The organism is Streptomyces sp. NPDC055243, from assembly GCF_044544025.1.
GTDB lineage: Bacteria > Actinomycetota > Actinomycetes > Streptomycetales > Streptomycetaceae > Streptomyces.
Genome location: NZ_JBITWR010000011.1, coordinates 57,566 through 83,379 on the forward strand (window position 1 = coordinate 57,566; position 25,814 = coordinate 83,379).

A 25,814-nucleotide genomic window follows, 5' to 3' on the forward strand; every position below is an offset into this window, starting at 1 on the left:
GACGGTCCCGAACAGCAGCATCGGCAGACGGCTGGGGACGGTCCCCGTGCGCTTGCGCATCCGCCGAGTGCTCGACGGTCCCCGACGCGGGCGACCGTGTGTCCGGCTGATCCCTGCGGCGCCAGGGGATGCCTTCGCCGGGGACCGCGGGAGTGGGCCAGCCGGTGGGGGACGTGTTCGTGGTGCTGGGGGACGTAGAGTCCTCCAAAGGCGTTCCTCTCCGGTGAGAGGCAGGACGTGCAAGGTCCATCCCCTCACCAGCTCGTTCGTTCAGGGATGGGCAATCGGCAGGGGAGTCTTCGGCCCTCGGCGTTGGCGCGCCGGGGGCCGCTTCGTTGCCCGCGTCAGACGCGAGGTCAGGCCGTGAGGTCGTACGACGTTTGGGAGTCCAGCCACGCGTCCACCTCCCGCCAGCGGTAGCGCAGGTGACGGCCGACCTTGTGGACGCTGGGGCCGGTGCCCCGGTACTTCCACTGGTAGAGCGTCTTCACCGGTACCCCGAGGTACGCGGCCACGTCGGTGGGGTTGGCGAGCTGGTCACGCTCGGCGGCGGCAAGACGCGGCAAGTGGTGCGGCAATGAGGTCTCCATATCGGGTTTAGGTATTTGGATGGGTGGTGTGGCCAAGGCGGCTATCCCACCCAGGGGAAGACCCAAAGAAGCTTCCGATTCTCTGGCCTACTTCTCCGGCGTGGCCGGGGAAGAGCAAAACAATAAGGGTCGATCCCCGGTTGCCGAAATCGCCCCTACGGCAGCCGAAATTTACTGCGGCCACGGGACTGGCGGAAGTGCCGAAATCCGGTACCTCTACAGCTCAGAGCTGTGACCTGGACGTCGGGAGGGGCGCGGTCAACCCACCGGGCACCTTGGCTGATAGATGCCTAAATCGCCCATCTTTTTGATGCCGAGGGAAGGTAACACGGTCGCCGATCTGGAAAGGCTTGTGGTGTACCAGAATTCGATGAGACGAACACCACTTCACCCGCGAACGACTTTTGGAGAGTTTAAGGACTAACTCTTGCCACGGCGCCCGGCTGCAAGTTACAGCTATCTGTCATGGAAACCCGACCTGTCGAAATAGGCTCCGGCGGCCTCCACGCCGCCCCTCAGACCCCCGAGCGCATCCAGGGGGTCCTTCTTGGCTGACGTGTACGACCGCTGGCACAAGTCCCACCCCAAGCCCACCGAAGCCGAGTGCGGCGACCACAAGAGCCGTACGAAGCGGATGGTCCCCACCGCCGACCACGGCATCGGCAAGCGCTGGCAGGTCCGCTACCGCGACCTGGACGGCCAACAGCGCAAGGAGAACTTCGACACGAAGGCCGCGGCCGACAATCGCGCCGCCGAAGTCGATGTCGAGATCCGGCGCGGTTCCTACGTCGTCCCCGCCGAGACGAAGCAGACGCTCGGGGCCTACGCGCAGAAGTGGCTCGACGTGAACTCCGTCGGCCCGACGACCGCGCTCCGCTACGAGGCGACCGTTCGCAACCACATCGTCGGGCACCTCGGCCGACGCGAGCTTCGGTCCCTCAACCAGCCCTCGATCATCCAGGGTTGGATCCGCACGCTCCAGGACAGCGGCCTGGAGGTGTCCACGATCGAGGGCATCTTCGACATCCTTTCCAGCATCCTCGGCTCGGCCGTGGAGGACGGGCTGCTGCCGAAGAACCCCTGCAAGGCGAAGTCGGTCAAGCTTCCGACCGCGACCAAGAAGAAGGTCATTCCTTGGCCGCTGGAGCGCGTCCGCGCGGTCATCGCCGGACTCCCGAAGCGCTTCCAGGCCGGCGGCAAGCTCGCCTTCGGGTGCGGCTTGCGTCAGGGCGAGGTGTTCGGCTTCGCAGTCGAGGACATCGACTTCAAGGGCGGCTGGATACACGTCAACCGTCAGGTACGGCTCGTCGGTACGAAGCCCGTCTTCGCCCTGCCCAAGGGCAACAAGATCCGGTCAGTGCCCTTGCCGGCCCAGCTCGCCGCAGTCATCAAGGCTCACATGAAGGAGTTCCCGCCGACCGCCATCACCCTGCCCTGGGCCAAACCGGACGGCGAGCCGAAGACCTTCCGCCTCCTCTTCGTCGACGCGAAGGCGCGGGCGTACAACCGAAGCGTCTTGAACATGGGCGACTGGAAGCGAGCCCTGGCCGCGGCCGGCGTGATCCCTCCCCGCGAGCGCGGCGCACGCTACCTCCAGGCGGCGCCGGACGACGGCATGCACGCCCTCCGGCACGCCTACGCCTCCGTACTCCTGGACGCGGGGGAGAGCATCAAGGCGCTCTCCGAGTACCTCGGCCACTCGGACCCGGGCTTCACGCTGCGGACGTACACACACCTGCTGCCGTCCAGCGAGACCCGCACCCGCAGCGCGATCGACGACGCACTCACAGAGACCCCCGGGCTGGAAGCCGAGGGGACATCAGCGCTCCCGCCGAAATCTACGTGCCCTCGATGTGCTCTGGCGGCCTGACGGCTCTTCCTGGCGCGCGACGAAGTGTGGACCTCATTTCGGCGGCGCCAAATTGAGGTACTCGCCTGCGTCGTGGTGGTGCGCCATATGCTGCAGACGTGGTAGATCGCGACAATGCGGAACAGGTAGCTAGCCCATACTCGACGGGTGGTGGTGGCACTGTCCTAGAGCATCGCTTCGGCGCTGTCCTGCTGGCTCACGTTCTCCTAGGCGATCCTGTTCCGGCACTGGGTGATGACGTGACGCCGGTGGCGGTGCGTTTCCAGGACAGCCGGTTCAGCCCTGTGGACGACCTGATCGTCGTCGGCGACACGGCTGACGGTGCACAGCGGCGGATGTCGATCGGAGTGCGCCGAGCTCCGAGTTTCGTAACCAGCGACGACTCTACGGCCGACCTGCTCGTGTCTTACCTGCGGGTGATTACCGACCACTGGGATGAGGCCAGCGCGGGGCGTTGGCGGCTGGCACTGGCCGTAGCCAGTCCCAATCCGGCCGTACAGCAGGTGCGTGAGCTGGCTGTGATCGCTCGCGGTCAGCCCGATGAGGAGTCGTTCCGCGCGGCGGTGGCACAGGTTGGACGTACGAACGGTGCTGTTCGCACCCGGTTGACCCATCTGGATGCGTTGATCGCTCAGGCGGCGGCCAGCCCGAAAGTAAGCACGGAGATACCCGACGCGGAGCTGACCTGGCGAGTTCTGCACGTGCTGTGGTTGTGGGAGCTCAGACTGGAGGGCATCGAGCAGTCTGACCGTACGGCGGTCGTGGGCCGCCTGCGAAGCGTCGTTCCTGACTCCTCGGTGGCGGGCGCCGACGCGCTGTTTGAAGCGCTGGAGAGGCTTTCCCACAGCTACGCGCCAGCGGGCGCTTCAGTCACTGACGGCATGCTGCGAAGACAGCTCTCTGGAACAGCGGTTGTAGACCGCTCCCCGTCGTACGCCGCGGCGTGGCGTGTCCTAGACGCCTTGTCGGAGACAGCCGAGAGTCTCGTGCGGTTCCGCTTGACCAGTGCCAGCGAAAACCTTGAACTGCAACGCATCGAAGCCGGGAACGCCCTGGCTAGCGAAATGAGAACTGCCGCATCGCGTGCGACCGCGCTGGTCGTCACCGGGGAGCCGGATGCCGGCAAGTCGGCTCTGGCCCTGCGTACAGCCGGGCGGCTGCGAGCCGATGGTGTTGCAGTCATAGTGCTGAACCTGCGAGAGATGCCCGCAGGGCTGATGGAATTCGAGGCATTGCTCGGAGCCCGCGTCATCACGGTGCTGGGAGCCTCAGCCGTGGCCACGGGGCGCCTGCTGGTCGTCGATGGCGCGGAGTCGGTACTGGAAGGCCGCGCCCAGTTGCTCTCTGATCTCGCCCGAGCGGCCATGACCGCTGGGCTTGGCGTGGTCGCTGTAACCCGCACTGATGGTTCTGGAGCCACACGTGACGTGCTCACGCGGGCCGCGCAAAGTGCGGCGCGAGATGGCGAGGCTGTCGAGGACCTTATCCATGAGCATGAGGTGCCTGCGCTGACTTCGGCTGAGATCGAGCAGTTGGTCGGGGCCTTCCCGCAGCTGCGGAGATGGGCCGATGACGAGCGTGCGCAGTGGCTGCTGGGCAGGCCGGGCCTGGTCGACATGCTGTTGCGCGCGGGGCCAGGCGCGTCGGCGCCTGAGGGAACAGTGTCCGAGGCCGACCTGTTCTCTGCCGTCTGGCGTCACTTGGTGCGCTGCGGAGAGATGATGCCACCAGGCGGACCTTCTCCTGACGCTCGTGATCAGTCTCTGTGTGCGCTGGCCAGGCGCCAACTGCTCCCAAACGACAACTCTGTGTCACCTGATTCAACCGCGTTGCCTTCCTTGCGCTCCGACGGTCTGCTGGCGCCACTCAACGCGACCAGCGCCTGGAACCCCTCCGATCGATTTGCCAGTGATCTCGTGCGGGACATGGCGATCGTGCGTGTGCTCGTCACGGACGGCTTCGGTCTCCTCGCGGCTGCCGAGGCACCGCGTTGGGCGCTACGTGCCGCACGTGTCGCATGCCAGGCCCAGCTGCTCACCACCTCCGATGTCAGGCGATCATTCGCGCAACTGCGCGCCGTCTTCGACCAGATCGCATCCGACCACGGCGAGCGGTGGTCGGACGTGCCCTGGGAGGCTGTGCTCACCCTCGGTGTCGCTGGCGACGTCCTCGGCCAGACGTGGTCTGAGCTGCAGGCCGACCGGCAAGCCGGGTTGCGTACCGTGATCCGACTGGCCATGCAGCGCTACGCTCCCCACGACATCGGCGATCCCGTGGTGCTCGCGCCGCTGGTCGATCTGATCTTCTGCCGCGAGCGCGACGCCGATACCGGTGATGATTCCTGGGCTGCGGATGGCATGAGCCGATCCATCCGTGAACTGGTGCTCGCCTGGCTACGCGGACTCGTGAGAGCCGAGACGGGCACGTCCGACCCGATTCGGCAGATGGTGCGGGACCGTATCCTCGCAGCCGAACCGGAGCACTGGGACGAGTTCGCGGTGGAAGCCTTGGCAATGCTCGGCCCGGATCTTGATGGGCGCGTCGAGACATTCCTCAGGGGCATTGCCGACGACGGCGGTGCTCGTCTCGACCCTGTCGTGGAGAATTTTTGGCCCGTGGCGGAGATGGCCAAGCATCAGCCGGATCTGCTGCTGAGCCTGACGGAGTCCTACTACATAGAACGGTACGACGCCGAGGCGGTCAGATATGGCCGGTCCGGCTTTTATCCTTTCGACGATGGCATCCGGCACCACCGCAGCGGTGGAAGCATCACCGAACGGATGGCTGGGTGGTACCGGGGCCCCTTCTGGCAGCTGCTGATGGTCCGGCTCGTGCCGACGCTGGCATTGATCAACCGGATGCTCGACCATGCGGCGGCCGTCCGTGTCGGGGACCACGACGCCTACACCCAAGTGGCGCCCGACGAACTGACCGGAGCGGATCTGGATCTGCCAGGAGTCGGTGTCAGGCACTGCGTCGGAGACGGACACGTATGGGCCTGGTATCGAGGTTCGTCGGTCGGTCCTTACCCCTGCGTGAGTGCGCTGCTCGCGGTCGAGCGGCTCGCAGACCAGCTGGTCGCCATCGCCGACGTCCCGATGGATCGGGTCGTGCAGTCCCTATTGCGCGGCTGCAACAACCTGGCAATGCCGGGTCTCGTAGTCGGGTTCCTTGTACGCCACCTGGAACAGGCAGGCGATCTGCTGGATCCCTGGGTGCGCGATCCACACGTTTGGCATCTTGAATTCACGCGAGTCGCCAGTGAAGGAGTGCTTTACGTCCAAGGCCCAGATGCGCCTGATCTCGTTGGTCTCTCTCGCCGTCGAAGCAGCCTGCGCGACGTTGCCGCCGAACTCACGATTCGCGCGACCCTCTCCGGCGACCAGGCCCGGCTGAACGAGCTTGCAGCCACAGGTGAGGAGCTCGTCCGCCGTGCCGAGGAGCTTGTCGCTGACTCTCAGGGTGGCCCGGAGGCCGATCGCTTCCTCACCTCGGTTCGCGGATGGGCGGCGACGTTCAGACCGGAGAACTTCCATCCGGAATCCGATGACTCCGGCAACTTGATCGTGCAGTATCAGCACCCCGAGCCGCTGGCGACCCAGATACAGCCCGAAGCCGAGCTGTTCGACCGAGCCAGCCAGGCGATGCGCTTGCAGAACACCTATGCCAGATCTGCCGATCGCGTTGCCCCTGTCGACACGCTCCTGGCTGACATCGCTTTGGCGCGATCCTTGAGCGACGACCCACTTACCTCCGCTCTTAACGGGCTTGACCCGATCGCCGCCGTCGCCGCTAGCACTGCCGTTGCCCATGCCCAAGGGCGTATTGATGTGCCGGTCGACGATTTGCGTTGGGCGACAACTGTCCTGGTCGAGGCGATCACCGAACCGAGCCGTACCGGGTACGTCGCCTCCTCCTTCTACTCGCTGGGTGCCGACCGGTCGGCGGCGACCGGTCTGCCGGCACTCCTGGCCGTGGCATCAGATGACATCGAGCTCGACAGGCAGGCAATCATCGGTGTCTTGGACCGCTGCACCACGAACCACTTTGACGAGGTGCGCATCGCGTTCGCCCAGGCTGTCGAACGGGTCTGGGCCGCGCCGTGCGACGCCGATCAGCGATCGGGCCTGTGCCGCCACGAAGCAGCGCTCAACGCTGTGCGGGTGGGGCTACGGGACTGTCGCCTCGGCGACTGGGACCCGGAGACCGGTGCGCGTGCCCGCCCCCAGCTCGACGGTCCCTATGAGCAGACGTTGCCCGAGGTCGAGACGGAGCGGCTCTATCTGACGTCACTGATTCCACCGCTTGTCGCCGCAAGTGCCGCGTCCCTCAGCGACAGCTGTGTGGCGGATCAGGCAAAAGGACTTGTCGAAGTCCTGCTTGACGTCCATGTCCGTGCCTCGGACCACTGGGGGCGCGAGGGGTACGAGAATCGGCACAGCAAAGACAGCGCTCGCGTCATCGTCGACCTGGCGATCCACGGTGACACCGGGCCGCTAACGGCGCATGCGCGGTGCTTCGCAGCGAACAGTCGCGCCCTGTACCAGTTTCTCCGTGACATCGCCATCCTGTTCACATACGACGATGACCTGCGCCCGTCCCTGACAGATGTATGGTCCGTCGCCATGGAAGCGGCCCTTGACGCCATCGGCGATGGAAGTGAACTACGCAGAGATCGTCACTGGGGAGACTATGGGCTGGGGGCCCTACTGCCTGTCCCGGGGATCGACGTCAGCGACGCCGAGATTGACGCGACCCTGGCCCGTGCGCGAGAAGGCTGGCTTCACCCCGACACCATTGCAGATCTCGTCGTTCGCTGGGTGGGGATCGCCCGTCAGGAACCCAAGGCTCTTGACGCGCTCTCGAACCTGGCCAAGTGCGCTCCGCTCGAATGGCAGCGAGACACGGGATTGGTCTGGGCTGAGCAATTGGCCGACGGCAACTATCGCGCCATTGCCAACAAGTGCTGGTACCTCACCGACTGGCTCCAGACAGTCCACTCACGCGAAGAGATGCAGCCGGATCAGATCACACGGTGGCGACGCCTTGTGGACGGGTTGGCAGCTGCAGATGATCACCGGGCAGCCAGTCTGCAACGAATCGAAGAATGACGTCTAAGCCGAGGTCCTCCGCGGTGGCGAACTTCATACCCGGGGAGGCATGCCCCGTACCCAGACCCTCCCCGCACCCGCGGTCGACGACGCCTCCGCCGAGGACGCCGGACTGGAGCGCAGCACATCAGTGCCTCGTCCAACCCCATGTGCCCTCAATGTGCCCTGGCCGCCTGACGGCCCCTCTCGGTACATGACGAGGGCGGGGTCGGAAACCCCGCCCAAGAACCACCGAAACCCCAGGTCAGGGCCACACCAAGCAATAAGGCTGATGCCCCGCCTCATGCAGCCGGTGGCTGAAGTCCTGCCACTCGTGCAGCAGTTGGTAGACGTTGAACGCGTCGCGCGGGCCGCCGCGGTCGGGGACCGTGGACCAGATGAACGCGGCGGCGCCCACCGACTCCTCGCCGACGCCGCGCAGCGGGTCGACGACCGTCATGGGGAGCTTCACCACGGCGTAGTCGGGGTGCAGGACGACCAGTTCGAGTGGGGGGACCTTGTTCAGGGGTATGCCCTCGATGCCGGTCAGGACCATCGCGGCCACCGTCTCCGGCTTGATCTTCGTGAACATGCCGCCCATGCCGAGCTCGTCGCCGCCGAGCTCTTCGGGGCGCATCGAGATGGGCACGCGGGCGGCGGTCGCGCCGTCCGGGGCTCCGAAGTACTTGTAGGTCACCCCGCCCACCCGGCCACTCCTGGTCTCCGCCCGGTCCCGCTCCGTCTCGCCCCGTGCCAAGGCTTCTGCCTCGGCCGCTTCCGCCTCGCGCCGGTGCTTGCCGATCCGCCGGGCACGCCGCGGACCCAGGTCGTCGGTCCCCTCGCCCAGTCCGCCACCGCGATGCATATCTCCACCCGACTGCTTTTCCAGGGCGCCCGCCCCTGCTTTTCTAGGCCGCGAGGCCCCCGCCGCGCAACCCGATCATCGTGTCAGTGACCTCCCCCACGGTCACCGGCTAAAACGTCGAGTGAAACACCTGTCCGCAGGATGTCCGAAGCCTCTGACACCATGGTTCATGTGAGCTTCCCGTATAGCGCCCCAGTTTCGCAGACTCTCTTCGACCGTGCGGCGGCCGTGACGCCCGGCGGTGTGAACTCTCCCGTGCGCGCTTTCCGCGCTGTGGGCGGTACGCCCCGCTTCATGGTGTCCGGTACCGGTCCGTACCTCACGGACGCCGACGGCCGTGAGTACGTAGACCTTGTCTGCTCGTGGGGGCCGATGATCCTCGGCCACTCCCACCCCGATGTGATCGCCGCCGTCCAGGAGGCCGTCGCGCGCGGCACGTCCTTCGGCACGCCCGGTGAGGGCGAGGTCGCGCTCGCCGAGGAGATCGTCGCGCGCATCGCCCCCGTCGAGCAGGTGCGTCTGGTCTCCAGCGGCACCGAGGCGACGATGTCCGCGATCCGCCTCGCCCGCGGCTTCACCGGACGCGCCAAGATCATCAAGTTCGCCGGGTGCTACCACGGTCACGTGGACGCGCTGCTCGCCGCGGCCGGCTCCGGCCTCGCCACCTTCGGCCTGCCGGACACCCCGGGCGTCACCGGCGCCCAGGCGGGCGACACGATCGTCGTTCCGTACAACGACCTCGATTCCGTGCGTGCCGCGTTCGCCGCGAATGCCGGAGAGATCGCCTGCGTCATCACCGAGGCCTCGCCGGGCAACATGGGCGTCGTGCCGCCGCGCGAGGGCTTCAACCAGGGCCTGGCCGACCTGTGCCGGGAGAACGGCGCGCTGTACATCTCGGACGAGGTGATGACCGGCTTCCGTACGTCGAAGGCGGGCTGGTTCGGCGTCGACGGCGTGCGGCCGGATCTGATGACCTTCGGCAAGGTCATGGGCGGCGGCTTCCCGGCCGCCGCTTTCGGTGGCCGGGCCGACGTCATGGAGCACCTCGCCCCGGTCGGTCCCGTCTACCAGGCGGGCACCCTGTCGGGGAACCCGATCGCGACGGCCGCGGGCCTCGCGCAGCTGCGGCTCCTGGACGACGCGGCGTACGAGAAGGTCGACGCCGTCTCCGAGCAGCTGCGCGGGCTTGTCACCGAGGCGCTCTCCAAGGAGGGCGTCGCGCACCGGCTGCAGAACGCGTCGAACATGTTCTCCGTCTTCTTCACCGAGCGTGAGGTGCGCGACTACGACGACGCGAAGACGCAGGAGTCGTTCCGCTTCACCGCGTTCTTCCACTCGATGCTGTCGCAGGGCGTGTATCTGCCGCCGTCGGCCTTCGAGTCCTGGTTCGTTTCCACCGCCCATGACGAGCGGGCGATCGAGCGGATCGCGGCGGCCCTTCCGGGCGCGGCGCGCGCTGCCGCCGAAGCCACTGAACCCACCACGGAGGCCACCGCATGAGCGCGGGCAGCGAGATCACTGTCGTCCACGTGATGCGCCACGGGGAGGTGGAGAACCCGGAGGGCATCCTTTACGGGCGCCTTCCCGACTACCACCTCTCCGAGCTGGGGCGGCAGATGGCCGACCGGGTCGCCGAGCATCTCGCCCCGCGCGACATCACGCACGTGGTGGCATCGCCGCTCGACCGTGCGCAGGAGACGGCGACGCCGATCGCCAAGGCGCAGGGCCTGGATCTGGCGACGGACGGGCGGCTCATCGAGGCGGGCAACGTCTTCGAGGGCAAGACCTTCGGCGTCGGCGACGGCGCGCTGAAGAACCCGGAGAACTGGAAGCACCTGGTCAACCCCTTCAAGCCGTCCTGGGGCGAGCCGTACGTCGAGCAGGTCGTGCGGATGATGGGCGCCCTGGACGCGGCGAAGGACGCGGCCCGCGGCCATGAAGCGGTCTGTGTCAGTCACCAGCTGCCGATCTGGATCGTGCGCAGCTTCGTGGAGAAGCGGCGGCTGTGGCACGACCCGCGCAAGCGGCAGTGCACGCTCGCCTCGCTGACGACGTTCACGTACCGCGGCGACAAGATCGTGTCGGTGGGATACACCGAGCCGGCGCGGGATCTCGTCCCCGCGCATCTCCTCGCGGGCGCCAAGCCGGTGAAGGGGAAGGCGAAGGCGTTCGGCGCTTAGCCAATGGCCGCTCGCCTTCGATTCGATGTCGACGGCGGGTAATTGACCGGCAACTGTATGTCCGTTCTTGGTAAAAGGCACTAAATATGTGCTTGTTGCCGGAACCCCATAGTTCGTCGCGCCCTCTAACGGGGCGTCCATCGTGCATGGACGCAGGGCGCGACGAATGGGGATGGAATGCGCGACATCAGTCGCAGGGGAATGCTCGGCCTCGGCGTCGGGACCGCGGCCGCTTTGGGACTCGCGGGCTGCGGCACGGGCGGCGGCAGTCATTCGGCCGGTCCCGCCGCCAACGGCGGCAAGGGCGGCGAGAAGCACCCGGCGAAGCCGATCGGCGACGGTTCGTCCTCGTACACGGGAAAGCAGCCGCATCAGCCGGGCAAGCCCGTGCCCCTGGAGCCGGGTGAGACGCCCCCGCAGTTCGTGATCTTCTCCTGGGACGGTGCGGGCGAGGTCGGCAACGGCCTCTTCCCGCGTTTCCTGAAGCTGGCCGAGGACCACGACGCGAAGATGACGTTCTTCCTCTCCGGGCTCTATCTCCTTCCCGAATCCAAGAAGCGGCTCTACAAGCCGCCGAACAACGGGGTCGGCGCGTCCGACATCGGTTATCTCACCGACGGTCACATCAAGGAGACGCTGAAGTACGTCCGCCAGGCCTGGCTCGAAGGCCATGAGATCGGCACGCACTTCAACGGGCACTTCTGCGCGGGCAGCGGCACGGTCGCCAACTGGACGCCGGCGCAATGGCAGAGCGAAATCGACCAGGCCATGTCGTTCGTCAAGGAATGGCGCACGAATACCGGCTGGACCGATCTCCCGTCGCTGCCCTTCGACTACGACAAGGAACTCGTCGGCGGCCGTACGCCCTGTCTCCTGGGCCAGGAGAATCTGCTGCCGACGGCGAAGAAGCTCGGCTGGCGCTACGACGCCTCGTCGCCCGGCGGCCGTCAGCGCTGGCCCCAGAAGAAGATGGGCGTCTGGGACCTGCCGCTCCAGGCGATGCCGTTCCCCGGGCACTCCTTCGAGGTCCTGTCCATGGACTACAACATCCTGGCCAACCAGTCGCAGAACTCCACGAAGGCCCCGCCGGCCAACTATCCGGGCTGGCGCAAGCAGGCCACCGAGTCCTACATCGCCGGATTCAAGCGGGCCTACGAGACCAACCGCGCGCCGTTCTTCATCGGCAACCACTTCGAGGAGTGGAACGGCGGCATCTACATGGACGCCGTCGAGGAAGCCCTGAAGCACATCGCGGGCAAAAAGGACGTACGTCTCGTCTCCTTCCGGCAGTTCGTCGACTGGCTCGACGTCCAGGACCCCAAGGTCCTCGCCGACCTGCAGGGCCTTGAGGTCGGCACGGAGCCCACCGGCGGCTGGAAGGCACTCGGGAAGGCCGTCTGAAATGGGACTTTCCGCAACCCCGGGGGGTGCGGAAGATCCCCGAAACAGACATGCGAAACTTTTCACATGAGTGCCGCCTGCCGCGCCCCCCACCGCACGAACCGCAGCCGTAGCCGCAGCCGCGCCGTCCTTCTGGGCGCTGGGGCCGCGGTCGCCGCGCTGACCCTGTCGGCGTGCAGCTCCGGTGGCACGTCCGGAGGCTCCGGGAACACCAACTTCGTCACCGGCTCCGACGGCATCGCCACCGCCGACAAGGGCGAGCGGCAGGACGGGCCGAAGCTGGAGGGGGAGACCCTCACCGGCAAGCACCTCGACGTGGACGACTACAAGGGCAAGGTCGTCGTCCTGAACGTCTGGGGCTCCTGGTGTTCGCCCTGCCGGGCCGAGGCGCCGAACTTCGCGAAGGTCTCGAAGGACACCGCGGACAAGGGCGTGCAGTTCATCGGGATCAACACCCGCGACCCGCAGAAGGACCCGGCGCTCGCGTTCGAGAAGGAGTGGAAGATCTCCTACCCGAGCCTGCACGATCCGATGGGCAAGCTGATGTTGCGCTTCCCCAAGGGCACGATGAACCCGAAGTTCATCCCCTCCACGATCATCCTCGACCGGCAGGGAAAGATCGCGGCCCGCTCGCAGCAGGCGCTCAACGAAGAGAAGCTGCGCAAGATGATCGACCCGCTGATCGCGGAGAAGTGATCTCCCCGTGATGTCCACCCTCGCCGCCGTCGGCGAAGCGAACCAGACCGTCATGAACGGGGCGCTCCTCCTGGCGCTGCCCGTAGCGGTCCTGGGCGGTCTCGTCTCCTTCTTCTCCCCGTGCGTCCTGCCGCTCGTGCCGGGATATCTGTCGTACGTCACGGGGGTCGGCGGCACCGATCTGGCGGAGGCCAAGCGGGGGCGGATGGCCGCGGGGGCCGGGCTCTTCGTGCTCGGCTTCACCGCGGTCTTCGTCTCCACCGGCGCCCTGTTCGGCTATGTCGGGCAGAACCTGCAGGAATACCAGGACGTCATCACCAAGGTGCTCGGCGTGCTGATGATCGCCCTCGGCATCTTCTTCATGGGGCTCATGCCCTGGCTGTCCCAGCGGGAGTTCCGCTTCCACAAGAAGCCCGCCGCCGGGCTCGCGGGGGCACCCGTGCTCGGCGCGCTGTTCGCCGTCGGCTGGGCGCCCTGCGTGGGGCCCACGCTCACGTCCGTCAACTCCCTGGCCCTCGACCAGGGGAGCGCGGGGCGTGGGGCCATACTGAGCGTCGCGTACTGCGTGGGACTCGGGCTGCCGTTCATCCTCGCGGCCATCGCCTTCCGCAAGGCGCTCGGCGCGTTCGGCTGGGTCAAGAAGCATTACGTCTGGGTGATGCGCATCGGCGGCATCATGATGATCGCGACCGGACTGCTCCTCGTCACCGGCGTCTGGGACAGCATCGTGCAGGAGATGCAGGTCTGGTCCAATGGCTACACGGTGGGGATCTGATCCATGAGCAAGACCCAAGCCCCTGAAGAGCAGAGCAACGACCCGGGCCGGAGCAGTGCCGGCCAGGGCGGTGCGGGCCAGGGCGAGCAGGATCTGGGCGCCGCGGGTGCCCAGCTGTCCACCGCCCCCCTGGACCGGGCGATGCCCGGGTCCTTCGGCGGCAAGCGCGCCCCCGGGGTCGCCGGATGGCTCACCTGGACCAGCCGTGAAGCCGTCGGCTGGACGCGGTGGATGTGGCGGCAGCTGACCTCGATGCGGGTCGCGCTGCTCCTGCTGCTCCTGCTCTCGCTCGGCGCGATCCCGGGCTCGCTGATCCCGCAGACCAGCATCGACGAGCTGAAGGTCCAGGACTTCAAGGCCGCGCACACCACGCTCGCGCCGATCTACGAGAAGTTCCAGCTGTTCGACGTCTACAGCTCCGTGTGGTTCTCGGCGATCTACATCCTGCTTTTCGTCTCCCTCATCGGCTGCATCGTGCCCCGCACGTGGCAGTTCGTCGGCCAGCTGCGCGGCCGCCCGCCGGGCGCGCCCAAGCGGTTCGACCGGCTGCCCGCGTACACCACCTGGCGCACCGAGGCCGAGCCCGAGCAGGTCCACGACGCCGCGCTCGGCCTGCTCAAGGAACGCCGCTTCCGCGCGGACCTCACGGCCGGCAAGGGCGGCGCGGGGGCGTCCGTCGCCGCGGAGAAGGGCTACCTGCGTGAGGCGGGCAACCTCTTCTTCCACATCTCGCTGATCGTGCTCCTGGTGGCCTTCGCCGTCGGGGCCCTGTTCAAGTCCGAGGGCGGCAAGCTCGTCGTCCAGGGGGACGGCTTCTCCAACACCCTCACCCAGTACGACAACTTCAAGTCCGGCAACCTCTTCAACACCGACGACCTGGCGCCGTTCAGCTTCAAGCTGGACAGCTTCGAGTCGTCGTTCGAGAGGAAGGGCCCCGAGAAGGGCACCGCCCGCACCTACCGGGCGAACGTCACCTACAGCGAGGGCGTCGACGGGCCCGAGAAGAAGAAGGCCATCGAGGTCAACAAGCCGCTCGAGGTCGACGGCTCGAAGGTCTACCTCATCGGCCAGGGCTACGCGCCGACCGTCACCGTGCGCGACGGAAAGGGCAAGGTCGTCAGCACCCAGTCCGTCCCGCTGCTGCCGATCGACTCCAACGGCACGGCCACCGGAGCCATCAAGGTCCTGGACGGCTACCGCGACAAGAACGGCAAGAAGGAACAGCTCGGCTTCAACGCCTTCTTCGTGCCGACGTTCGCCGGCTCGGGCCAGGGCAACATGTTCTCCCAGTTCCCCGCGCTCGACTATCCCGTCCTCGCGCTCTCCGCGTACCACGGAAGCCTCGGCGTGGACTCCGGTCTGCCGCAGAACGTGTACCAGCTGGACACCAGCAAGATGACCAAGTTCAAGGACGCCAAGGGCGAGCTCCTGAAGAAGCGGATGGTGCCCGGCGAGACGATGAAGCTGCCGGGCGGCGCCGGCTCGATCACCTTCGAGAAGGACATCAAGCGCTGGGCGACCTTCCAGATCTCCCAGCAGCCCGGCAGCATGTGGGCGCTCGTCGGGGCGATCTCCGCGATCGTCGGCCTCGCCGGATCGCTGTTCATCCAGCGCCGCCGCGTGTGGGTGCGGGCCGTCCGGGGCGCCGACGGCGTCACCGTCGTCGAGATGGCCGGGCTCGGCCGCAGCGAGTCCGCCAAGCTGCCCGAGGAGCTGGGCGACCTCGCGGCGCACCTCCATGAGAAGGCGCCGAGCGCGCCCGATCCAGACCATGCCGACCATGCCGATCACGTCGATGCCGCGCATGCCGACTCCACCCCCCAAGTTGTTCCTGCCGAAGGGGCTGAGAAGTGAATCTCGCCACCACCCTCGCCGCCGAACCGAACGAGAACCTCGCGAGCATCAGCAATGTGCTGGTCTACTCCGCGATGGCCGTCTATCTCCTTGCCTTCTTCGCGCACATGGCAGAGTGGATCTTCGGCAGCCGCAGCAAGGTGGGCCGCACGGCCGCCGCGCTGACCGCGCAGAGCGCGGCCGTCACCGCCAAGGCGCCCGCCGTCACCGTCAAGGCCGAGGGCGGCACCGCCGTCCTCGACCGGCCGAAGACGGCGCCCAAGGTCGTCACCCGCTCCGTCACCGGCACGCGCGACGTGCCGGACGGTCCCGGTGCGTCGGCCGGTGACGAGAAGGGGGACCTCTACGGCCGTATCGCCGTGTCCCTCACCGTGCTCGCGTTCCTCGTGGAGTTCGGTGGCGTGCTCACCCGCGCGCTGTCCGTGCAGCGGGCGCCGTGGGGCAACATGTACGAGTTCAACCTGACGTTCTCCACGATGGCCGTCGGTGTGTACCTCGTGCTCCTGGCGCTGAAGAAGAACGTCGGCTGGCTCGGGCTTCCGCTGATCACCACGGTCCTCCTCGATCTCGGTCTCGCCGTCACTGTCTTGTACACCGCCAGCGACCAGTTGGTTCCCGCCCTTCACTCGTACTGGTTGTGGATCCACGTCTCCACCGCGATCTTCTGCGGTGCCGTCTTCTACGTGGGCGCGGTCTCGACGATCCTGTATCTCTTCCGCGACTCCTACGAGAGCAAGCTGGCCTCCGGCGGGCAGCCCGGCCGCTTCGCGACCTCCGTCCTGGAGCGCCTCCCGGCCGCGGCCACGCTCGACAAGTTCTCGTACCGCGTGAACGCCGCGGTCTTCCCGCTGTGGACGTTCACGATCATCGCGGGCGCGATCTGGGCGGGCGACGCGTGGGGCCGCTACTGGGGCTGGGACCCCAAGGAGGTCTGGTCCTTCATCACCTGGGTCGCCTACGCCTGCTACCTGCACGCACGCGCGACCGCGGGCTGGAAGGGCCGCAAGGCCGCCTACCTGGCCCTGATCGCCTTCGGCTGCTGGCTGTTCAACTACTACGGCGTGAACATCTTCGTCACCGGCAAGCACTCGTACGCCGGAGTCTGAACAGCCCTTACCGCCCTTACCGCCCTTGACTCCCGAAGGCCGGTTCCCGTGACCCAGGTCATGAGAACCGGCCTTTGCCGTGCGGACAGGTAAGAGGGCGTGGAGACGAATCATGGGGAACTTCAGGCGCACCAGAGGGCCTTGCGCGTCCGCATCAGGGACGGGGACGACGACGCCTTCGGTGAGCTCTTCGACGCGTACGCGCGCTCCGTCTACAACCACGCCTACCGGCTGACGGGGGACTGGTCGGCGGCGGAGGACATGGTGCCGCTCACCTTCCTGGAGGCCTGGCGGCTTCGGGGGTCGCGATCGCCCGTGAAAACGACGGACAGCGCCAGGAGCTGATCTTCGACAGGGCCGGTCAGCGCCCGTAAGCAGTCGCCGGGAGTGCGGAACGGGGCGTACCGGGCGAGGCTTGGGCCATGACGGCGATGATCGGGCAGGGCACGAGCAGGACTGAAGGCTCCACCCAGCACCTCCATTACGAGCTCCGCCTTCCCCACCCTGTGGAAGAGGTCTGGGCCGCGGTGGCCACCCCGGAGGGGCTTCCGGGGTGGCTGGCCGCCGCCGACGTGTTGGAGCCGCGGCTCGGCGGCGCGGTCGTGCTGCGCTGGCTCAACGGGGGCGAGTCGGCCACCCACTCCGGGCGCGTCACCGCGTGGGACCCGGAGCGGGTCGCCGAGTACACGATCGACCTGCACGGGCGGTGCCGCTTCCATCTGGAGGCGGCCGACGGGAAGGCCGGTACGACCCTGCGCTTCACCAACGAGTTCGACGGCGACGACGAACTGCGCCTGGACTGCCTCGCCGGCTGGCACAACCACTTCGAGTTCCTCGTCGACGCGCTCGACGGGCGGCCGAAGGACTGGTCGACGTGGAGCCTGGAGCCGTGGCGCAAGCTGCGCGAGTCGTACGAGAAGTCCTGATCAGTTCACCGTGATCGAGTCCAGCTTCGCCCGCAGATACGTGTGCGAGTCCACCGGCTCGTACGCCACCCGCCCCACCGGCGCGGGCACCGACTCCACGAGCGTGCCGGGCGTGCACTCGCCGAAGTAGACCAGGGACATCAGCTCCTCGGCCGGTGCGTCGGGCGGGGGCGGCAGGACGCGGTGGCGGCCCGAGCGCCATCGGTCGCCCGTCCAACGGGCCATCAGGTCCCCGATGTTGATGGTGAAGGCGTCCGGGTCGTACGGCGCGTCCTGCCAGCCGCCCTCGTCGGTGAAGACCTGGAGCCCGCCCCTGCCCGCCTGCCGGTCGAGCACGGTGACCGTGCCGAAGTCGGTGTGCGGGCCGATGCGGAACTGGCCGGGCCGCGGCTCCCCGACGACCTCCGTGCCCGGATACCAGTTGATGTTGAAGCCGTACGTCGGGTGGCTCATGTGCCGCGTGAAGAAGTCGGGCCGCTCGCCGAGCGCGTCGCCGAGCAGGCACAGGAGCCGGTTGGTGAGCTCCTCCATCCGCGCGAGGTACGCCGTGCACAGAGCCCGCAGCCCGGCCGCCTCCGCGGGCCACACGTTCGGTTCGTACCACTCGGCGTTGACGGCCGGGTCGTCGAAGGGGCGCTCGGTCGCGAAGGTCAGGGACTCCTTCAGGTCGGGCGGGGTCTCGGTCCCCTCCGCGTAGCCGTTGGCCTCGGCCCCCGGGCCGAGCCAGCCGCGGCCACCCACCCTCGCCGCGTACCTCTCCTTGACCGACGTAGGGAGTACGAAGAACTCGCGGGCGGCGGCCCGGATGCGCGTGCGCAGCGACGGGTCCACGCCGTGGCCGGTCACCAGCAGGAACCCGGCCGTCCGGAGCGCGCGGTCGACGGTCCGCGCGACGGCGGCACGGGCGGCCGGGTCTCCCGTGAGCCACGGCTGCAGGTCGATGGTGGGGATGCGGGGCTCGCCCCCGGCGGGTTCTCCGGTGGAGGTCGTCATGGTCTCCACTGTCCTCCCGGACGAGGCGCGGAGTCAGCCCGCCACCCGCAGCAGCAGCTTCCCCGTGCTCGTGCGCGCCCCCATCAGGCGGTGCGCCCCGGCCGCGTCCGCCAGCGGGAACTCCGCCGTCACCGGCAGCTCCACCGTCCCGTCGGCCACCTTCGCGAAGGCCCGTGCGGCGACCTCGCGCAGGGCCTGCGGCGCCGACTTGGCGAGGGAGAGGATCGAGAAGCCGGAGACGCCGAGCGCCGTTCCGTACAGCTCCGGCTGGCCCACCCGCCACGGCTCCGCCGAGCTCGCGTTGCCGAAGGAGACGAGCCGCCCGAAGACGGCGAGCGCGGCGAGCCCGCCGCGGAAGGTGTCGCCGCCGACCGGGTCGAGGGCGAGGTCCACCCCGCGTCCGCCGGTGGCGGCGCGGACCTGCGCGACGAAGCCCTGCCTGGACTCCCCGGAGCCCCCGGAGCCTCCGAGATCTCCGAAGCCCCCGACGAACACCTCGTCGTACCCGTGCTCCAGCGCGTACTTCGCCTTGGCCTCGCTCGACACGACGCCGTACACCGCGCCCGCGCCGCCCGCCTTCGCCAACTGGCCGACCACCGTGCCGATTCCGCCCGCCGCGCCCTGCACGAGGACCGTCTCGCCCGCGCTCAGCCGGCCCACTTCGTGGAGCAGCGCGTGCGCGGTGGGCAGGACCGTGGGCAGGGTGGCGGCGGTGCGCAGGTCCACGCCGCTCGGCAGGGCGAACACCGTCGTCGCGTCGGCGAGAGCCACCTCCGCGTACGCGCCGCCCGCGGTGAGCGCGGCGACCTCCTGGCCGACCTCGAACCCCTCCACGCCCGCGCCCAGCGCCCGGACGTGCCCGGAGACTTCGAGCCCCGGAACGTAGGGGAGCGCGGGCACGCGGTAGCCCTCGGCCCGCGCCTTCAGGTCGGCGAAGTTCACGCCGGTGTAGGCGACGTCGACGGTGATCTGGCCGGGACCCGGCTCGGGGATGCCCGTGTCGACCACCCTGAGGACCTCGGGGCCGCCGTACTCCTGGAGCTGGATCGCGCGCATGGTGGACGGGGAAGACACCGTGGACGCGGTGGACTCGGTGGACTCGGTGGACATGGCTGGGCACTCCTTCGAGCGTTCGACGAGTGTTCAATGGGAAGCGAACACTCGGGAGTGTATGGTTTTCGTCGAACACTCGGCAAGAGGCATACGGGAAGGGGTGACCCTGTGGCGAACCATCACCACCGCGCGGCGCCGGTGCACGCCCATCCGGACGAGGTGCCCGTGCTGACCGCACTCACCGCGCTGGCGGACCCCGTACGCCTGGAACTGGTAAGGGAGTTGGCGTCGTCCCCGGACTGGACCCGCGCCTGCGGCAGCTTCGACGTCCCCGTCGGCAAGGCGGCGCTGAGCCATCACTTCGGGGTGCTGCGGGGAGCGGGACTCGTCGAGCAGCGTGACGAGGGGCCGCGGCGGGTCAACCGCCTCCGCCGCGAGGAGTTCGACGCGCGCTTCCCGGGGCTGCTCGCGCTGGTCCTGCGGCCCGGCTAGGGCCGGTCGGGCCGGTCGGGCCGGTCGGCGGCCGTGCGCTCAGGCGCTCCAGCCGCCACCGACCGCCCGGCTCGACAGGTACGAGTCGCGCAGTGCCTTGCGCAGGCCGGGGACGATCTCGTCGAAGCGCGCGGCGAGCGCCTTGAGCGCCTGCTTGTGGGTGCGGCGGTCTCCGCGGCTCCATACGCAGGTCACCTCGAGCTCGGCCGCGAACACGGCCATGGTCAGCTCCTCCAGCGGGATCGACGCCGGGTCGGCGCCGCCGAGCACGGTGTCGCGCACCCGCTTCTGGAGGGCGCGCACCTCCTCCGGGCGGGCGACGGTGACCTTGTCGGCCGGGATGAGCCCCAGCACCTTGCCGCGCGAGACGGTGACCTCGCCCAGCGCGGCGAGCTGGTCGCGGACGGGCGTCTCCGCGGTGTGCGCCTTGTTGTGCACGAACTGGAGCCAGCCCTTGGGCTTGTTGTCCGGCAGGTCGGCCCACACCGTGGCGACGAAGGTGTCGTCCGGCGCCTTGCCGGCCTCGCGGACCACCTTCCCTCCCGTGGCGTCGAGCAGCCCGTCGCGCGCCAGCTCGGTCAGGGCACCGGCACGCAGCAACTGGCCGCGGCCCTGGAGGTTGTCGAGCTGGAACTTGCCCTGGTCCACGGTGTAGCAGAGCAGGTAGAGGCGTTGCGGCAGCGTCAGGGTCATGTCGTCTCCCGTGTCGAGATGTCTGGATGCCTAGATGCGGGTCTCGAAGTGGGCCTCGAACCCGAGGTGTTCGGCCAGGAAGCGTTCCGCCGCCGTGTAGAGGGCGATCACGTTCTCCGGGTTCTCGATGGCGTGGCCCTCGTCCTTCATGACCGTGTACTGGACGGGCACGCCTCGTGCGCGGAGGGCTTCGACGAGCTGGTCGGACTCGGCGAGGACGACGCGGGCGTCGTTGGCGCCGTGCACCACCATCAGCGGTGTGCGGATCTGGTCGACGCGGCTGATCGGGGAGCGGGCCAGCATGTCGGCCTCCTGCTCCGGGTCGGCCGGGTCGCCGACGTACGTGAACCAGTTGTAGGCGAGCATCGGTTTGACGAAGTCGGGCTGGCTGCGCATGAAGTTGGCCAGGTCCGGGATACCGACGACGTCGACGGCGGCGGCGAAGACGTCCGGGGTGAAGGTGACACCCACCAGTGACGCGTAACCGCCGTACGAGCCGCCCATGATGGCCACGCGCTCCGGGTCGGCGTACCCCTGCTCGACCGCCCACCGCACGCCGTCGATGAGGTCGTCGTGCATCTTGCCCGCGAACTCCCCGATGCCGGCCCGGGTGAAGGCCTTGCCGTAGCCGGTGGAGCCCCGGAAGTTGATCTGAAGGACCGCGCAGCCGCGGTTGGCGAAGAGCTGCGCGGCGGGGTGGTGGCCCCAGCTGTCCCGGCTCCAGGGGCCGCCGTGGACGAACAGCACCAGCGGCAGCCGGGACGGCTCGATGCCGACCGGCAGCGTCAGGTACGACGGCAGCGTCAGACCGTCGCGGGAGGTGATCGACACCGGTCGCATCGGGGCGAGCGAATCGGGGTCGAGGTGCGGCTTCGCCCGGTGGAGCAGGCGGCTCTCGCCCGTCGTGTGGTCGTAGAGGAAGGTGGCACCGGGGTCGCGGTCGTGGGTGAAGCCGGCCACCCACCGCTGTCCGCTCTCGTCGGATGACAGCCCGGCGAGGTCGCCGTCGGACAGCTTCTCCAGGTTCTCCAGTACGGCGGCGAAGTGCGGGTCCAGTGCGTGGATCACCTGCCGCTCCCCGAGGTACCGCACCCCGAGCAGCTCGCCCGCGCGCCGGCTGCGGATCAGGGGAGAGGGCAGGGCGGGAAAGACCCGGGCGCGGGTGTCCAGGTCGAACTGCGGGTGGGAGTCGACCTCTTCCTCCTTGCCGGTGGCCAGGTCGAGGCGGGCCAGGCGCAGGCGGTCGCTCCCACGGTGGGAGCCCAGCCACACTCCGGCGCCGTCCGGTGTGACCTCCATGGGGTAGATCCCCAACGGGGCGTCACCGCCCTCGAACCGCGCCACGGGGGTCGCCGCGCCCGTCGCCCCGTCCCACCGGGACAGCTCGACGTCGCCCTCGGCCGTCGTCGCCACCGCGAACAGCTCGTGCTCGCTGTACAGCCACCCCTCGACATTGCTTCCGGGGCTCTGGGCGAGGGTCGTGAGGTCGCCGGTGGCGATGTCCAGTTCGACGAGGTCGAACTCGGCCCGGTCACGCAGGTTCAGCTGGGTGACCACCTTGCCGGGCCGCCCGGCGGGCAGGTCCAGGCCCACGGTCCGCACCCCGGGGTAGGGCGTGAGGTCGACCGCGGGGGCGTCCGGGGTCTCCAGGTCGACGCGGTAGAGGTGCAGGTTCTCGTCGCCGCCCTGGTCCCGGGTGTAGAGCAGCCATCGGGGGTCACGGGTCCAGTGGTAGCTCACCACTCCGCGGTCCTCGGTGGTCACGCACCGCGCGTCCCCCGGTGCGTCGACGCTCTCGATCCAGACGTTCATGCGGTTCTTCCACAGCGCCAGGTACGCCATTTCCCTGCCGTCCGGCGAGAGGGTCGCCTTCGCGCGAGTCGGCGGCCCGAAGAACTCCTCGACGGAGATGGTCTCCCGCTGTGCCATGTCGATCCCTTCCTGGGGTCAGCGTCCGGTGCCGTGAGAAGGCGACGCCAATCGGCTATCTGTCACTTAGTGACAGTGTCACTTAATGACACTCACGGCAAGTGGCTCGTGAACTTTCGATCACCGCCGACCGTCGGTCCCTTGCGGTGATTGGGATCCATGGCCCGGAGCAGAAGGGGTGTGAGGCGCCGCCCGGAGGGTGGGTGTCCGAGGATTCGCCGCTGTGTGACCCACGTCACGGTGCGGGAGGGGTGGCTAAGAGTGTCACTTAATGACACAGTAGCGCTTAGTGACACGGTGACATCGCATCTCGCCCCCAGACGAACTCGGGAGAACTGACCGCCATGAAGGCCAAGAGCTTCCTGGAGACAGAGTCCGACACGCAGGCGGAGCGGACGGAGCAGACGGAGCAGGCAGAGCGGACGGCACAGACAGCGCCCCGGCAGCGCCCTTCGGCCCTCGACCAGGCCGGAGGCACCAAGGGGATCGTCTACTCGGCGCTGCCCGTGGTGGCTTTCGTCGTCGCCAACAGCGCGGGCGGACTGCGGGTGGCGGTCATCGCCGCCCTGGCCGTCGCGGTCGGCATCGGCGTGGAACGGCTGATGCGCAAGGAGTCGGTGCAGCCCGCGATCGGCGGTGTGTTCGGCGTCGCGGTCGCCGCGGGCCTCGTCTGGTTCACCGGCTCCGCCAAGGACTACTTCCTCATCGGCATCTGGGCGAGCCTGGCAGGCGCCGTCCTCTTCGTCCTCTCCGTCCTGGTGCGGTGGCCGCTGGCGGGCGTGATCTGGAACGCGGCCACCGGCAAGGGCAACGTCTGGCGCGCGGACAAGCGCTCGCGGCTCTACTACGACATCGCCACCCTGGTCCTTGCCGCCGTCTTCGGCGCCCGGTTCGCCGTCCAGCAGTACTTCTACGCGACCGACCAGGTCGGTTCGCTGGGCTTCGCCAAGATCGCCATGGGCTTCCCGCTGCTCGCCCTGGCCCTCCTGGTGGTCGCCTGGGCCGCCCGGCGCTCGAACAAGCGGCTCGCGGCCCTCGGCCTGCTGCCCGCCAAGCGCGTCTGACTTCCCGGTACGCACGGGCCTTTCCCCGCACGTACGGCTTTCCCCGCACGCACGGGCTGCCCCGGTACGCACGGACGCACGGGTCGCCCCGCCACCCCGTAGAGAGAGGAAGCCGTAGTGACCGCGAGCCGAGGAGACGTCGTACGACCGCTGGGCGCGTTCGAGCGGACCATCGACTTCTACATGCGCCGAAACCCCATCCAGTTCTCCCTGGTCGCCGAGATCGAGCGGCCGATATCGGAGGCCGAGCTGGCCACGGCGCTGGCCGAGCTCTGCCGTCTCCACCCGCTGCTCGCGGTGACGGTGGACCGCACCGCGCCCGAGGCCGTCTACCGGCAGGCCGACCGCCCGATCCCGGTGACGACGCTGCCCGACGGCACGCCCTGGCAGGCGGTCGTGGCCGCCGAGCAGACCCGGCCGATCCCCGTGGCCCCGGGCCCGCCGGCCCGCGCCGCCCTGCTGAGGTGGGGCGGGCGGAGCGGCATCGTGCTCACGTTCGCCCACCAGATCGCCGACGGGGTGGGCGGGCTGCGCGCACTGCTGGACCTGGTGGCCGTCCTGGACGGTGAGGAGCAGGTGCCCGGCCCTGTCCCCGAGGCGCAGGAGGACCTCCTCGCCCGCGTCGTCACGCCGCCGGACACCACGGCCGCGACCACGGCCGCCACCGCCCCGCCGGACGATCCGCGCATGAGCGCCGCCGGTGAACTCGCCCCGTTCTCGGGGGCCTTGCCGCACCTCCAGTCCCTGGCGCTGGACCAGGAGCTGACCGCCCGGCTCGTCGGCCGCTGCCGTCTGGAGGGCACGTCGGTGCATGCCGCGCTCTGCGCCGCCGCCGCGGTGGTGTTCCACCGGCGTGGGCGGGAGTTCGTACGGGTGCTGACCCCCGTCGACCTGCGCCGGGCCTGCGGACTGCCCGACGAGGTGGTGAACCGCTTTGCCGGGGCCCGGACTTCGAGCGAGGCGCACGAGGCCGACGACTTCTGGAAGCTCGCCCGAGGCACCCGCGATTCGCTCACCCGCCAGCGCGCCCGGCAGGCACTCAAGGCCGCCGGTGCGCAGCTCACGCAGTACGCCCCCGAGAACGGGGAGCAGGCCGAAGCGATGATGGCCGCCGCCACCGCGGCCGACATCCAGATCACCAACCTCGGGGTGGCGCAGCCCCGGAGGCGGGGCGCGGGCACGCTCGCCGCCCTGTGGGGCCCGGCGCAGATCACCCAGCTGCGGGGGGAGCACGTGCTCGGCGTCGTCACCGTCGGCGGGCGGCTGCGGATGACCGAGCTCGCGCACGACCCCGTCGCCGGTCTCGTCGGGGACATCGCCGCCGTGCTGGCCGAAGCCTGCGCCGGGCCCGGAGACGACGCGGACGGCCCGAGCGCGCGGCACGACGCGGACCGGGCCTGAGCGCACGGGCGGCATCGCTCCCAGGGCCGTCGGCCCCGCCGTGCAGGCACCGGGCACGGCACGCGTCACTTAATGTCATTACGACACTGACGTGCTGGTAGGGAACGAGCGGAGGTGGCCGGCATGGCGACGGCCAAGCGTGGCGGGAACGGCATGAGCGAGCAGCGGCGCCACCGGCTGCGTCTGGAGATCTCCCGGGAGGCGTCCCGCCTGTTCTGGGAGCAGGGCGTGGACGCCACCAGCGGTGATCAGATCGCCGAGGCGGTGGGCCTGTCGACCCGTACCATCTGGCGCCACTTCCGCAGCAAGGAGAGCTGCGCGGAACCCATCGTGTCGCAGGGCGTGGAATGGGAGATGCGCACGCTGCGCGACTGGCCCGCGCACCAGTCGCTCGAAGAGCGCTTCAGCGCGGAGGCGAGCCGGTTCCGCCGTGAGGCGAGCGCCGTCGAGCTGGCCGACACCGGGCTCGCGATGCGCATGATCCGCCTCGCCGACACGGAACCGGCCCTGCGCACCGCCTGGTTGATGGCCTGTGACCAGGTGGAGCGCGAGATGGCCGGGATCGTCGCGAAGCGTCTCGGGCGCACGGCCGACGACCTGGAGGTGCGCCTGCACGCCGCGGCGGCCTCCGCCGCCATCCGCGTCCTCAACGAGGACATCGGCGCGGCTCTCCTGGAGGGCGCCGACCCCGCGCAGTTCGCCGACGCCTCGGAACGCATCGCAGGCGCCGTCCGCAGGGCCACGGGAGGAGCCGTGGGGGACCCGGTGGCCGACACGCAATGACCCGGCGGCGGGTTCGCGCGGTGATCGCTCGGCCCCGCGGGTCGGCAGGGTGG

20 protein-coding genes and 1 pseudogene are annotated in these 25,814 nt (G+C 68.8%); 15 read left to right on the forward strand and 6 right to left on the reverse strand.

The genetic code is table 11. The annotated features are described in order from the left end of the window. Window positions 1–356 precede the first annotated feature (356 nt). Window positions 357–590 (reverse strand): helix-turn-helix transcriptional regulator, encoded by a 234-nt coding sequence (locus ACIGXX_RS29135; protein WP_399980062.1) that lies wholly within the window; start codon window positions 588–590, stop codon window positions 357–359. Window positions 591–1,146: 556 nt separating this feature from the next. On the opposite strand from ACIGXX_RS29135, the gene ACIGXX_RS29140 reads away from it, so the two are divergent. Beyond that, entirely contained in the window at window positions 1,147–2,460 is a 1,314-nt protein-coding gene (locus ACIGXX_RS29140; RefSeq protein WP_399980320.1) for a tyrosine-type recombinase/integrase, read from the forward strand. Between the two features lie 98 nt (window positions 2,461–2,558). Then, window positions 2,559–7,571 (forward strand): hypothetical protein, encoded by a 5,013-nt coding sequence (locus tag ACIGXX_RS29145; RefSeq protein ID WP_399980066.1) that lies wholly within the window; start codon window positions 2,559–2,561, stop codon window positions 7,569–7,571. 244 nt (window positions 7,572–7,815) lie between these two features. Here the strand turns inward: ACIGXX_RS29145 and ACIGXX_RS29150 are convergent, their stop codons facing one another. Then, entirely contained in the window at window positions 7,816–8,415 is a 600-nt protein-coding gene (locus ACIGXX_RS29150) for a hypothetical protein (protein WP_399980069.1), read from the reverse strand. A gap of 162 nt (window positions 8,416–8,577) precedes the next feature. On the opposite strand from ACIGXX_RS29150, the gene hemL reads away from it, so the two are divergent. The 9 genes and pseudogenes from hemL to ACIGXX_RS29195 all read left to right on the forward strand — a co-directional run bounded on the left by hemL (window position 8,578) and on the right by ACIGXX_RS29195 (window position 17,353). After that, window positions 8,578–9,915, forward strand: coding sequence for a glutamate-1-semialdehyde 2,1-aminomutase (hemL, locus tag ACIGXX_RS29155; RefSeq protein ID WP_361470901.1), 1,338 nt, complete (start codon window positions 8,578–8,580; stop codon window positions 9,913–9,915). Beyond that, complete coding sequence (locus ACIGXX_RS29160; RefSeq protein ID WP_351173444.1) at window positions 9,912–10,595, forward strand: histidine phosphatase family protein; 684 nt, start codon at window positions 9,912–9,914, stop codon at window positions 10,593–10,595. The genes hemL and ACIGXX_RS29160 overlap by 4 nt, the downstream gene beginning before the upstream one ends. Before the next feature lie 177 nt (window positions 10,596–10,772). Next, complete coding sequence (locus ACIGXX_RS29165) at window positions 10,773–11,996, forward strand: hypothetical protein (RefSeq protein WP_399980073.1); 1,224 nt, start codon at window positions 10,773–10,775, stop codon at window positions 11,994–11,996. A 66-nt stretch (window positions 11,997–12,062) separates the two neighbouring features. Further along, window positions 12,063–12,692 (forward strand): TlpA disulfide reductase family protein, encoded by a 630-nt coding sequence (locus tag ACIGXX_RS29170; RefSeq protein ID WP_361470904.1) that lies wholly within the window; start codon window positions 12,063–12,065, stop codon window positions 12,690–12,692. A gap of 10 nt (window positions 12,693–12,702) precedes the next feature. After that, the gene (locus ACIGXX_RS29175) at window positions 12,703–13,467 is read left to right on the forward strand and encodes a cytochrome c biogenesis protein CcdA (RefSeq protein WP_351173467.1); all 765 of its coding nucleotides are present in this window, start codon (window positions 12,703–12,705) and stop codon (window positions 13,465–13,467) included. A gap of 3 nt (window positions 13,468–13,470) precedes the next feature. Beyond that, the gene (locus tag ACIGXX_RS29180; protein WP_351173452.1) at window positions 13,471–15,321 is read left to right on the forward strand and encodes a cytochrome c biogenesis protein ResB; all 1,851 of its coding nucleotides are present in this window, start codon (window positions 13,471–13,473) and stop codon (window positions 15,319–15,321) included. Beyond that, window positions 15,318–16,427, forward strand: coding sequence for a c-type cytochrome biogenesis protein CcsB (gene ccsB / locus ACIGXX_RS29185; RefSeq protein WP_351173455.1), 1,110 nt, complete (start codon window positions 15,318–15,320; stop codon window positions 16,425–16,427). Before ACIGXX_RS29180 ends, ccsB begins: the two co-directional genes overlap by 4 nt. 141 nt (window positions 16,428–16,568) lie before the next feature. Then, window positions 16,569–16,733: pseudogene (locus ACIGXX_RS29190) on the forward strand (RNA polymerase sigma factor); the annotation flags it as partial. A 116-nt stretch (window positions 16,734–16,849) separates the two neighbouring features. Then, entirely contained in the window at window positions 16,850–17,353 is a 504-nt protein-coding gene (locus ACIGXX_RS29195; RefSeq protein ID WP_351174076.1) for an SRPBCC domain-containing protein, read from the forward strand. Here ACIGXX_RS29195 and ACIGXX_RS29200 read toward each other — a convergent pair whose 3' ends face one another. After that, on the reverse strand, window positions 17,354–18,346 hold the full coding sequence (locus ACIGXX_RS29200; protein ID WP_399980079.1) for an isopenicillin N synthase family dioxygenase: 993 nt from the start codon (window positions 18,344–18,346) through the stop codon (window positions 17,354–17,356). Window positions 18,347–18,379: 33 nt separating this feature from the next. Then, a complete protein-coding gene (locus ACIGXX_RS29205) occupies window positions 18,380–19,402 on the reverse strand; it encodes a zinc-binding alcohol dehydrogenase family protein (protein WP_399980323.1) in 1,023 nt (340 codons plus the stop codon). Between the two features lie 165 nt (window positions 19,403–19,567). On the opposite strand from ACIGXX_RS29205, the gene ACIGXX_RS29210 reads away from it, so the two are divergent. After that, the gene (locus ACIGXX_RS29210) at window positions 19,568–19,891 is read left to right on the forward strand and encodes a transcriptional regulator (protein ID WP_351174082.1); all 324 of its coding nucleotides are present in this window, start codon (window positions 19,568–19,570) and stop codon (window positions 19,889–19,891) included. A 39-nt stretch (window positions 19,892–19,930) separates the two neighbouring features. Here the strand turns inward: ACIGXX_RS29210 and ACIGXX_RS29215 are convergent, their stop codons facing one another. After that, window positions 19,931–20,584 carry a GPP34 family phosphoprotein gene (locus ACIGXX_RS29215; protein ID WP_351174085.1) on the reverse strand — a complete coding sequence of 218 codons (654 nt, stop codon included), beginning with the start codon at window positions 20,582–20,584 and terminating at the stop codon, window positions 19,931–19,933. 30 nt (window positions 20,585–20,614) lie between these two features. Beyond that, entirely contained in the window at window positions 20,615–22,513 is a 1,899-nt protein-coding gene (locus ACIGXX_RS29220; RefSeq protein WP_399980084.1) for a S9 family peptidase, read from the reverse strand. A 344-nt stretch (window positions 22,514–22,857) separates the two neighbouring features. Between ACIGXX_RS29220 and ACIGXX_RS29225 the strand changes: the two genes are divergently transcribed. From ACIGXX_RS29225 to ACIGXX_RS29235, 3 genes are all read left to right on the forward strand, one after another. Then, window positions 22,858–23,577: a DUF3159 domain-containing protein gene (locus ACIGXX_RS29225; RefSeq protein ID WP_351174091.1), complete on the forward strand. Its 720-nt coding sequence runs from the start codon at window positions 22,858–22,860 to the stop codon at window positions 23,575–23,577. A 117-nt stretch (window positions 23,578–23,694) separates the two neighbouring features. Continuing rightward, a complete protein-coding gene (locus ACIGXX_RS29230; RefSeq protein WP_399980087.1) occupies window positions 23,695–24,978 on the forward strand; it encodes a peptide synthetase in 1,284 nt (427 codons plus the stop codon). Between the two features lie 123 nt (window positions 24,979–25,101). Then, a complete protein-coding gene (locus ACIGXX_RS29235; RefSeq protein WP_351174097.1) occupies window positions 25,102–25,761 on the forward strand; it encodes a TetR family transcriptional regulator in 660 nt (219 codons plus the stop codon). The last annotated feature ends 53 nt before the right edge of the window (window positions 25,762–25,814 follow it).